Origin of the sequence: Paracoccus sp. T5 (assembly GCF_048538155.2) — a bacterium.
In the GTDB taxonomy this organism is placed as follows: Bacteria; Pseudomonadota; Alphaproteobacteria; order Rhodobacterales; family Rhodobacteraceae; genus Paracoccus.
Window position 1 is genome coordinate 1 of sequence record NZ_JBLWIC020000005.1, and the last position, 8,526, is coordinate 8,526.

Below are 8,526 nucleotides of genomic sequence, written 5' to 3' on the forward strand. Positions count from 1 at the left end.
TATACAGGTTAAGAGACGGTTAAGCAAGGAATGACGGAAACAGCCTGAATACAGGGGTATGCATCATGGCTTCGACAGATCACGGCTCGGCGCGGTGGATGAACGATAATGAGATTGAGGAAGCGGGAATGTTCAAACCCGATGGCCTCACGGTCGGGCATCGTTACATCAATCAGCTAGAATTGAAGGCCATTCGATACACAGGCGAGCAGCACCTTATCACCATAGCCCCTAACCGCACTGGCAAGGGAACATGCGCGATTATTCCGAACCTGCTCGACTATCGGGGCGGTGTGTTCGTCATCGACCCCAAGGGCGAAAACGCGATTGTCACGGCCTCCACGCGGCGGCGCATGGGGCAGTCTGTCCAAATCCTCGACCCGTGGGGCATTGCTGTTGATCGCCTGCGGGATGACTGCGGTTTTGACGGCTCCACCCCTGATCTTGCGCCATTTGATCGCGCGGCCTTCAATCCGTTGGACATGCTCAAAGCTGATAGCCCCGATCTGACGGACGATGCCCAGATGATCGCGGATGCTCTTGTTGTCGATGAACAGGGCGAAAATTCGCACTGGTCAACAGAAGCGAAGTCGGCTTTGGCGGGCTTCATCATGCATGTTGTCACATCACCAAATGAAGAAGGACAAAGGCATCTGCCCCGCGTCCGTGATATTCTTTCACTGCCGCCTGCTGATATGGAAGACCTTATAAGGGGTATGGCAAAAAGCGAATTTCACAATGTCCGAAAAGCCGCAAACAGGCTCATGCAAAAAACCGAAAAGGAATTGCAGTCGGTCATGTCCTCCGCAAATGCAAACACGCATTTTCTGGACTCTGACGCGGTGCGGGCAAGTCTGACACATTCAAGCTTTGACTTCGGGCAACTCAAGGACAATGACGCGCCGTTGTCCGTCTATCTGGTGTTACCTGCTGACCGTCTCGACACTCATGGGCGTTGGCTTCGTCTGCTCGTCTCCATGGCTCTAACGGCTGTATCTCGGCGCAAGGGTAAGCCCAAACTTTCCGCGCTATTCATTCTCGATGAATTTGCCGCGCTCGGTCGTCTTGGAAAGGTCGAACAAGCTTTCGGCCTTATGGCGGGTTTCGGAATGAGGATTTGGGCAATCCTACAAGACCTCTCGCAACTGCAAGACCTCTACCAAAAACGCTGGCAAACCTTCCTTGCCAATGCGGGGGTTCTGCAAATTCTCGGTGCAAATGATCTGCTTACGGCAGAATATGTTTCGCGGCTCCTCGGGCGCGAAACTTTGGAAACCGTTTCGCAATCAACGATGGACAAACGCAATGGCGGATTTTGGCAAGAGGCAGACCCAAATTATAAATCAATGAGTGATCGGGAATTTGGGCGCGATCTTATGACACCTGATGAAGTGATGAAGATGCACCCTCGCCAATCTCTGCTATTCATTACCAATCAAAACCCGATCAAAGCTGTCAAATGGCCTTACTATCGCAATGCCCGTTATTTTGATTGGGATGAGGATTATAACTTTCCTCCAACTTATACGGAACATCCTGACCAACCGCCTCACGGGTCGGAAGGGCATCCCATTATCTGCGATGAAGAAACGAAACAACGTATTGACGAATTTGAACGCAAGCTTGAAGCTATTGCCAATGAAGGAAAACCAGAAAAGCCGAAACGGAAAAAGCTTTTCGGGTTATTTTGAAACCGCCTGCGGCGGTTGCTCCTAAAGTTTAAAAAGGATGCTCGCCGCATGGCATCCCCCCTTTGAATGTTATTCAAAGGGGGAGCTTAAAAGCCTAATCGGGCTGTGTCGGCATCAAGATAAATAGCGGCTTTCACCCCTGCGGGGCGAACCTTCCGCGATTTATCTTGACCCCGCCCCCTCCCTCGAAAGGAAAAAACAGTGCCTGCCGATGATCTGAAAGCCTGTCTTTCCTCGATGCTCGATCAATGCGCGGAAATGCGGGCACGTAGCCAATGGCTGACAGAAAACACGAACGACGCTTTCGCTCTGGGCGTTGCCGCCCACCTCCGCGAAAACGTCCGCAACATGGACAAGCTGACGTTGCAACTGGCGCAGGAATTGAGCGGGCTTGGCATCCTGCCGCCCTCCCCTTCTCAACAGTAGTGGAAGCATGGCCTTGACCAGAGATCGCCAAGCAATCGGCGGGAAAGGCCATGCAGGGCGCAACCTTTGACAGCCTCCGCGAATGTGGCACACTTGGTCAACGCTGACTGGTCAAAACCAGACACGAAAACCGCAACTGACCAGTGAGAAAAACCGCATGACACTATCCGCAAATCAAGCCGCCAAGCTTGCAGGCAAAGCCAAGGGAACAATCCTTACAGCCATAGAAAGCGGGCAACTGACCGCGACAAAGAACGCTAAGGGGCATTGGCAGATTGACCCGTCAGAACTGCACCGCGTCTTTGCCTACAAGATCACTGACCAGACAGACAACCAGTCACCAAAACCGCAACTGACCATCCCATCTGACCACGAAAACCAGTTAGAAATTGCGCGGTTACGGGCAGAACTTGAGGGGGCGCACAACATGACGGAAGCCCTGCGCGATCAGGTGGCAGATTTGCGGGTTAGGCTCGATCAGGAAGCAAAGGACAGGCGCGATACACAAGCGCGGCTTGAGGATTTGCGCGATAAACAGGCCATGCCCGCGGAACGGCCTCAATCGCTTCTTGCCCCAAAGCCTGAATCTACACCCGCGCGGCGGGGGATATGGCCTTTTAAAATCATGTGGGGCAAGGACAAGCCGTGATTAAAACCCTGCCTTGTCCATTTTGTGAGAAGATACTTACTCGATCACACATACAGTTTGACCGCCAGAAATTCCCCGATCTGCCTTATTCGGCTTGGGTGTATGTCTGCGGCGATTGTCAATTTATGGGGCATCTGACGGGCGATAAAGAACAGGATTTAAAGGCAAGGAATTTGTTTGATGTAAAAGCCTGTGACGGGTAAAATAAAGCAAAGGAGATGAAGCCATGACAAAGCTTAAATCTGACCTTCCGCCCCATGTTGTAAATGCATTGCTTGATTACTATCAAATTATCGGTTCTGGCTATAACGAATTGCTTTGTATAACTGCGGAAAATGGAAAACCAGACGCGCAACTTTATCAAACGGCCTTTAATGATGCCGTTTTGAAATTCAATGAATTGCTTATCAATATCAGGGTGCTGGATTATCCTTCGGACGTGACGGCCTCTGCCTGCTCCGCAACGGGTGATCTGTTGCGCGAACCTGAGGACGAGGACAGCCCGTTTTAAGCCAGTGGCGCAAGCCATGGGGGGCGGGGTAGCTTTCGGGCTTCGCGTTGTGCGTAGAGCCTCAAAATTGCCCCTCTGATGGCCTTGTCGTGGTTCTGCGGTGCATCCCCTACGGCATGGGCAAGAAAGCCCGTCACGTCAAAGCCCTGCCGCTCCTGCAACCATCCCAAATAGCCCCAATGGACAAGCGAAAAGCGGATTTCCACGGCCTGACCGTCTGCCAATGTGACGGCCTCGGCCTGTGGGGCGGGGTCTGGGTAGTCGATAGGCCAAAGCGGGCGGGCTGTCCTGCCCTTACTCTGTGAGCGTTTCCGCCGCATATTTCGCCAGTTCCACGGCCTGACCGTCTGCAAGTTCTGGCTCTGCTTCTTCGCCTGCATCCCAATCTATCGCCCGTAAGATCACTTTGCCATCAACGGGCATAGCATCAAGCTTCATCGTCATTCCTGCCATGTCGCGGTGCAACCAACCTGCGCCAATCTCGCGCCATTTGCCCTTATCCTTAGATATTTTGATAACTTGATAGGCTCTATGGCTCGGCCTGTTGTCTTTCTTTTCACTCATTGCAAATCCTTCTGTTAAAAATAAAGCGTGGCATATTCGCGAAAGGTTGCAAATATGGTTTTGATTGAATGGCTAAAGCAAAAATACTTTGAATGGAAAACCCGCCGTTACAATCGGAAAGCGCGGCGCGTAGTGGCTCGGCACTATCGGCCAAGATCGCGACGCTAGAGGTTATCCCCCCTTAATGGGGCTAGCCTGCAAAACTTGTTTTTGCAGGTCTGCCACGTGGCGAACGTGGGGTAGCAAAGAGCAAGGGCGGCAGACGGGCTATTTTGTTTCGCGAGGAATTTGACCAAGCCAGAGCGAAGCGGCGGCCTGGTCAAAGGGGAAAATAGTTCGGCTGACGGGGCGTAGCCCTTCACCCTTGATCGCGCGAGGGCGAAGCCCTTAGCCCTTCCTTCTTTGCACCGTATGGCCTGCAAGGCCATGTGATCGGTGCAAGTTAGCCCGCTTGCGGGCTTCCATGTAGGCAAGGCCGTAGGCCGCCGCCCCTAGTGTTAACAATGTTAACTAACGTAGTGAGTTACACAACGATCAAGCCATTGCTATGTATGGCTTTAAACCCCGTTTCGGTTCCGAAAGGGTCAAACTTTGGTTCCGATAGGGTCAAACTTTGGTTCCGAAAGGGTCAAACAATTTTTCTCAAATCGAAGCTTCATGCGGGTTCCTGATAGGTCAAATCTTTTTGGTTCCTGATAGGTCAAACTTATGCTAGGCTGATTCACATGTCCTTGCTTCCAGATCATCACCCGCAACCAGATTTCTTCGTCCTCGACATTTCCGATGTAGTGCCGAAGGACGATACAGCCTCAATGGAGCATCCGCTTTTCAGTTTGGCGACAAAGCCAGACATGCGCCATTTGCAGTATCAATCAGGGGGTAACACATTAAAAATCATCCCTTCTGGCCTTGGGCTTCCAACAATCAAAGACAAGGATATTTTGATCTTCTGTGTTAGCCAACTCATGCACAGAAAGAATCTAGGAAAGCCTATCGGTAAAACGGTTCGTTTCTCCGCGCGCGAACTGTCCATTGCAACAAATCGCCCTATCGGCGGCAATCACTATGCGCGGCTTGAGCAAGCTTTTCAGCGGCTAATTGGCACTACATTCACAACCAATGTTCGGACAGGCGGCAAAATCGAAACTCGCGTTTTTAGCCTTCTCGATGAAGGCGGATTTGTCAGAACGGATGATGAAAAATTTCGTTTAGATTATTGCGAAGTTGTCTTGTCTAACTGGTTTATGAGGGCAATAGAGGCAGCGGAAGTTGTTACAATATCGCCCGATTATTTCCGCCTTCGCCGTCCTATCGAAAGGCGGCTTTATGAGATCGCCCGCAAGCATTGCGGCAACTCAAAAAAATGGCAGATTAGCCTTGAAAAATTACAAGCCAAAACGGGAAGCAATGCCCCCCTAAAGCGGTTCCGCCATAATCTTCGGGAAATAATAACGGACGACAAAACACCCTTTTACCGCTTCGATTTGGACGGTTCCGACATGGTGACAGTTCGCCCTCGGGCAGTCAAAAATGAGATTGAAGCGGGGATTATTTTGCCTGATTGGGCGGAAGAAAAGGCGCGAGAAATTGCCCGTGATAAAGGTTACGATTATTACCGCCTCCGCGCGGATTGGATGGATTTTGCAAGAGCGGAAGCGGGGCGCGGCAATCCTGCTAAAAATGCGGGTGCGGCCTTTGTGAAATTCTGCCAGAACAGAAAATCCCTTCGGTAATATAAATTAGATTTGGGTGCTATTGGTGGAAACGATTAACGCAGCTATTTCCTTTGTTCAAAACAACCTGCTTGCAGCCTATGGCGCAGCCGTTGGAACGGTTGCTTTGATACTAAACTTTATGCGGTATAAGCACACGCTTTCAAACTCGAAAATAAATCTTCGGCTAGAGATTATTGAGAAGATGACCGAAGATGATTTTATAAAGTTTCTAGATGATAACAAAGATAACGGATATAGCAGTGCAGTTACTTGGGCGATTACTCACACCCTCAAAATCCGCAACATTGGAAATGTTACCGCTCATATAGAAAATGCTTGGTTTGCAACTGACAAGCAACCAGAAATAAAAGCCGTCAAACGGAGCAATACAAGAGATTTAATATATGTTCCCATTTCTGATTTGGGTGGAAATTTAGAAGTTAAGCCAAGGTCATCCGTAAGCCTGTCAATTTTCTCGCACGAAGCAGACGGATTTATAAAACCGAAAGCAGCCTATGCAACTGATGAGACTGGCAAGAAATGGAAAGTTAAAATATAAAAACCCCGCCAATTCAGCGGGGTTTTTGGTCACATCGTAGCTTGAGCGCGTTTATAAAAATCAACAGCTCGGCGGTCTGTGTCCGTAAATGGTATCATCTGCAATTCGGCTTCCTGTGTTTCAGGCAATAGCGGATTAACCAACAACGGATTTGCCGCCAATGAAAAACAATCTTTCATCTTTCGACCTTTCGTTAGATTCCTAATATGCGGGATGATTGCGGGAAAAGTCAAATAATCAGAATCTTATTCTGATTTTTGCCCCTGTCAGTTTTGACAGGTTCAAGGCGTGAAACTCTGGCTAGGCGGTTTGAACGGCCTTTCGCGTTCGTCCTCGTCCTCTCTCTCGCGGCCTCGTCCAAAGCCAAAGCCCTTTCGCTCCCCGAAACCCTGACGGGAAAAGCCAAAGCCTGACCGCCCTTCGCGTTCGGCTTTTTCTCCGCGTGATACGTCGCGCCCTTGTTCCTCGATAAGCTTGCGGCTTTGTTCCAATAGGCGGGCGGCTTCTTCCCGTTGCTCTGCATAGCTTTCGCGGGTGACGCTGTAAGCGTCCTTATGTTGCTCTCTGGCCTCTGCCCGTTGTTCTCTGACCTCCTGCCGTATGGCGCGGATTTCTTCACGCTCGGCAAGCTTCTGCATGTCGCCTAGGTCGCGTTTCTCGGCTGTATGGGCTTTCTCAAGCTTTGCCGTGTCCATGTGACCGCGAACCACAAAATTAAAGGCTCCTGCCAGTGTGCCACGGTTGGCAAAGTCGAACGCATCCCCCGCGCGGCCTGACAATAGGGCTTTAAGACGGCGGGCGGGGGTGGCTGTCTCATGCTTCAAGGCTTCCATTTCTTCGCGCTGACGCTTGAACAGGTCGCGCCATTCTGGGCGGTATGCGTCCTTGATCGCGGTTTTTGCCTCGGTCATGCGTTCGGCCTCGGCCTCGCGGATATGCTTTAGCTGTTCACGATACCCCCCGCGCAATGCCTTTAGTTCGGCGTTTTCCGCCTCTCTGACGGCCTCTAGTGCTTTCTCCGCATGTTCCACCCTCTCGGCGGGGTTGTCGCGCTCCTGCGGCCTCTCTGTGGCTTTCTCGCGGGCTTTTTCGGCTATCAATTCTTTAGCCTGCTGAACGGTAGGAAGATCCCGCGCCATGCCGTCAATCTGCAATTTCTCGCGGATTTCCTTGGCTTTGGCTCCATCAATCTGGCGGTTGAGGCTGTGAACCTCTCCGCCTCTGTCCACCACCACAAGCCCGCGCTTGTCGCCCTGGGCTAACATGAATCCATGTTCGCCCAAGGCGGCGCGGAAAGCTTCGCCGTTGTCCGATCGCTGATAGGCTTCTGTTATGGCCTGCTTACGCTCTGCGGGGTCTAATCCAGTGCGCCGCGCCTGCCCCTGCTCGGCAAGTGTAACCTCCTTGAAACGGTCTTTGAAACGGTCTGTGCCTCTGTCCTCGCCCAAGAATTTTGGCATTTCATGCCCCATTTCTCGGACAAGTTCGCGGGCAACCTCTCTCAATTTCTGGCGGTCAAACTCCATGTGCCGCGCTTGCATCTTCTCATGGTCGATGCGTGACCAAACAACGTGGCAATGTTCGCGCCCCTCTTTGACGTGAAACACAACGGCGCGGGCTTGGTCAGTGAGGCCAAGCTTTTCCTCGATGCGGTCAACGGCTCTGCCGTATTCCTCGCGGCTCATGGGTTGGCTCGGATTGATCGAAAGGCTGTAAAGCGGCTTTGTGGATTTCGTGCCGGCGGCGATGGCCTCGATCTCGTCAAATGCTCCGGCAAGATCACGGGCGGCAAAGCCCCGCAACTCGGCAACCTCTACCCGCTCATTGCCAAGCTTGGGCGGCTGTCTGCTGTCGTCAGGGTCGATGTCCTGCCGCTCGTTCAACAGGTGACGGGCAAGCTCCGCGCCGTTGGCGCGTATGTTGCCCTTCAAGATCACGGCTTGCGCCCCATGGCCTCTAAGATCGCGGCGCGAATGTCGGCAACCTCAGACAAAGCGGCTTCCATGGCGGCGGGCGAAACCTCGTTTCGGCCTGCGTTCATGTGGTGGGCGATCTGGTTGAGGTTTGACCCAACCTTGCCCAGTTCGCCAAGCAACCGCCCCATGGCCTCGGCCTCGATGGACGGGCGGCGGCGGGCGCGTGGGGCAGGGGCGGACAGCAAAACGGAACGGGCATAACTGGCGGGGGTGAGTTGGGCGCGGTCGGCCTGCGCCACGATTTCCGCCAGTTCATCAGGCGTGACACGGATTTGCAGAAGCTTGCTTCGCTGTCGTGTCTCTGTGCCTGATTTGCTCGGTCGGTCGTCTGCCATGTGTGCCTCTTTTGGGGGATGCAACGGGGGGGTTTTTAACCCCCCCTTGCCAAGATCGCGGTATTACCGCGAACATCTTGCCTTCTCCTTTAATTTACCA

Annotated in this window: 11 protein-coding genes; 7 read left to right on the top strand and 4 right to left on the bottom strand. The window is 52.3% G+C overall.

Features of this window, described 5'->3' with window-relative positions; all coding sequences use genetic code 11:
- The first annotated feature begins 65 nt into the window (after positions 1–65).
- The 5 genes from ACNR9W_RS18810 (at position 66) to ACNR9W_RS18830 (ending at position 3,277) form a co-directional block, all read left to right on the top strand.
- On the top strand, positions 66–1,691 hold the full coding sequence (locus ACNR9W_RS18810; protein ID WP_458478920.1) for a type IV secretory system conjugative DNA transfer family protein: 1,626 nt from the start codon (positions 66–68) through the stop codon (positions 1,689–1,691).
- A 201-nt stretch (positions 1,692–1,892) separates the two neighbouring features.
- Complete coding sequence (locus tag ACNR9W_RS18815) at positions 1,893–2,117, top strand: hypothetical protein (protein ID WP_458478922.1); 225 nt, start codon at positions 1,893–1,895, stop codon at positions 2,115–2,117.
- Between the two features lie 82 nt (positions 2,118–2,199).
- Complete coding sequence (locus ACNR9W_RS18820; protein WP_458478924.1) at positions 2,200–2,766, top strand: hypothetical protein; 567 nt, start codon at positions 2,200–2,202, stop codon at positions 2,764–2,766.
- A complete protein-coding gene (locus tag ACNR9W_RS18825) occupies positions 2,763–2,969 on the top strand; it encodes a hypothetical protein (RefSeq protein WP_458478926.1) in 207 nt (68 codons plus the stop codon). The genes ACNR9W_RS18820 and ACNR9W_RS18825 overlap by 4 nt, the downstream gene beginning before the upstream one ends.
- A gap of 23 nt (positions 2,970–2,992) precedes the next feature.
- Positions 2,993–3,277: a hypothetical protein gene (locus ACNR9W_RS18830; RefSeq protein ID WP_458478927.1), complete on the top strand. Its 285-nt coding sequence runs from the start codon at positions 2,993–2,995 to the stop codon at positions 3,275–3,277.
- Between the two features lie 294 nt (positions 3,278–3,571).
- Here ACNR9W_RS18830 and ACNR9W_RS18835 read toward each other — a convergent pair whose 3' ends face one another.
- A complete protein-coding gene (locus tag ACNR9W_RS18835) occupies positions 3,572–3,841 on the bottom strand; it encodes a hypothetical protein (RefSeq protein WP_458478928.1) in 270 nt (89 codons plus the stop codon).
- Positions 3,842–4,566: 725 nt separating this feature from the next.
- Here ACNR9W_RS18835 and ACNR9W_RS18840 point away from each other — a divergent pair.
- Positions 4,567–5,574 (top strand): replication initiator protein A, encoded by a 1,008-nt coding sequence (locus ACNR9W_RS18840; protein ID WP_458478912.1) that lies wholly within the window; start codon positions 4,567–4,569, stop codon positions 5,572–5,574.
- 25 nt (positions 5,575–5,599) lie between these two features.
- Positions 5,600–6,115 carry a hypothetical protein gene (locus tag ACNR9W_RS18845; protein WP_458478914.1) on the top strand — a complete coding sequence of 172 codons (516 nt, stop codon included), beginning with the start codon at positions 5,600–5,602 and terminating at the stop codon, positions 6,113–6,115.
- Positions 6,116–6,144: 29 nt separating this feature from the next.
- On the opposite strand, the gene ACNR9W_RS18850 is transcribed toward ACNR9W_RS18845, so the two are convergent.
- The 3 genes from ACNR9W_RS18850 to ACNR9W_RS18860 form a co-directional block, all read right to left on the bottom strand.
- The gene (locus ACNR9W_RS18850; protein ID WP_458478915.1) at positions 6,145–6,294 is read right to left on the bottom strand and encodes a hypothetical protein; all 150 of its coding nucleotides are present in this window, start codon (positions 6,292–6,294) and stop codon (positions 6,145–6,147) included.
- Positions 6,295–6,396: 102 nt separating this feature from the next.
- Positions 6,397–7,998, bottom strand: coding sequence for a relaxase/mobilization nuclease domain-containing protein (locus ACNR9W_RS18855; RefSeq protein WP_458478917.1), 1,602 nt, complete (start codon positions 7,996–7,998; stop codon positions 6,397–6,399).
- A 50-nt stretch (positions 7,999–8,048) separates the two neighbouring features.
- Positions 8,049–8,426, bottom strand: coding sequence for a plasmid mobilization protein (locus ACNR9W_RS18860; RefSeq protein ID WP_458478918.1), 378 nt, complete (start codon positions 8,424–8,426; stop codon positions 8,049–8,051).
- Positions 8,427–8,526: the final 100 nt, after the last annotated feature.

What these genes read in the sequence shown, in the direction of transcription:
- ACNR9W_RS18835 (WP_458478928.1), bottom strand. Translation starts at nt 3,841, where the DNA reads ATGAGTGAAAAGAAAGACAACAGGCCGAGCCATAGAGCCTATCAAGTT.
- ACNR9W_RS18830 (WP_458478927.1), top strand. Translation starts at nt 2,993, where the DNA reads ATGACAAAGCTTAAATCTGACCTTCCGCCCCATGTTGTAAATGCATTG.
- ACNR9W_RS18860 (WP_458478918.1), bottom strand. Translation starts at nt 8,426, where the DNA reads ATGGCAGACGACCGACCGAGCAAATCAGGCACAGAGACACGACAGCGA.
- ACNR9W_RS18820 (WP_458478924.1), top strand. Translation starts at nt 2,200, where the DNA reads ATGTGGCACACTTGGTCAACGCTGACTGGTCAAAACCAGACACGAAAA.
- ACNR9W_RS18840 (WP_458478912.1), top strand. Translation starts at nt 4,567, where the DNA reads ATGTCCTTGCTTCCAGATCATCACCCGCAACCAGATTTCTTCGTCCTC.
- ACNR9W_RS18810 (WP_458478920.1), top strand. Translation starts at nt 66, where the DNA reads ATGGCTTCGACAGATCACGGCTCGGCGCGGTGGATGAACGATAATGAG.
- ACNR9W_RS18850 (WP_458478915.1), bottom strand. Translation starts at nt 6,294, where the DNA reads ATGAAAGATTGTTTTTCATTGGCGGCAAATCCGTTGTTGGTTAATCCG.